We start from the raw sequence: 476 nt of genomic DNA, 5'->3' as shown, positions 1-476 counted from the left end.
GCGCACCTCCCCCGCCTCCGGGCTGACCTCCAAGTCGCCGACGACGTGGCTGCTGACCGGTACGGCCCCGGCGCGACCTCGACGTCGCAGCGCCCGCAGCCGCGCCGACAGCTCCTTGATCGCCACCGGCTTCACCACGTAGTCGTCGGCGCCCGCCTCGAGCGCGGCGACGATGTCGTGGGTGTCGTCGCGGGCGCTGACCACCACGATCGGCACGTCGTCGTCGCGGCGGAGCTGCCGGATGCACTCGAAGCCGTCCATGCCCGGAAGCATCAGGTCGACGAGTACGTTCTCCGCCGGGTCGGCGCGCTGCCGGCGCAGCCCCTCCTCCGCGGTGGCGGCTCCGTACGCCCGGTAGCCCTCCTCTTCGAGTGCGAGCAGCAGCGCCAGCCGGATACGGTCGTCGTCCTCGATCACCAGCACGGCCGTCATAACGGCATCATCCTCGGCCCGCCCGGTCCCGCCCAACCGTGGCC

The 476-nt window shown here is 72.7% G+C and carries 1 protein-coding gene; it reads right to left on the bottom strand.

Going from position 1 to position 476, the window contains the following annotated elements; genetic code table 11:
* On the bottom strand, positions 1-432 hold a 432-nt coding region (locus tag E1211_RS32275; RefSeq protein WP_132354033.1), incomplete at its 3' end, for a response regulator transcription factor.
* Between the last annotated feature and the right edge of the window lie 44 nt (positions 433-476).

It is taken from the genome of Micromonospora sp. 15K316 (assembly GCF_004348525.1).
Lineage (GTDB): Bacteria > Actinomycetota > Actinomycetes > Mycobacteriales > Micromonosporaceae > Micromonospora.
The sequence above is the reverse complement of the archived record's forward strand: the minus strand, read 5'-3'. Positions and strand labels throughout refer to the sequence as shown.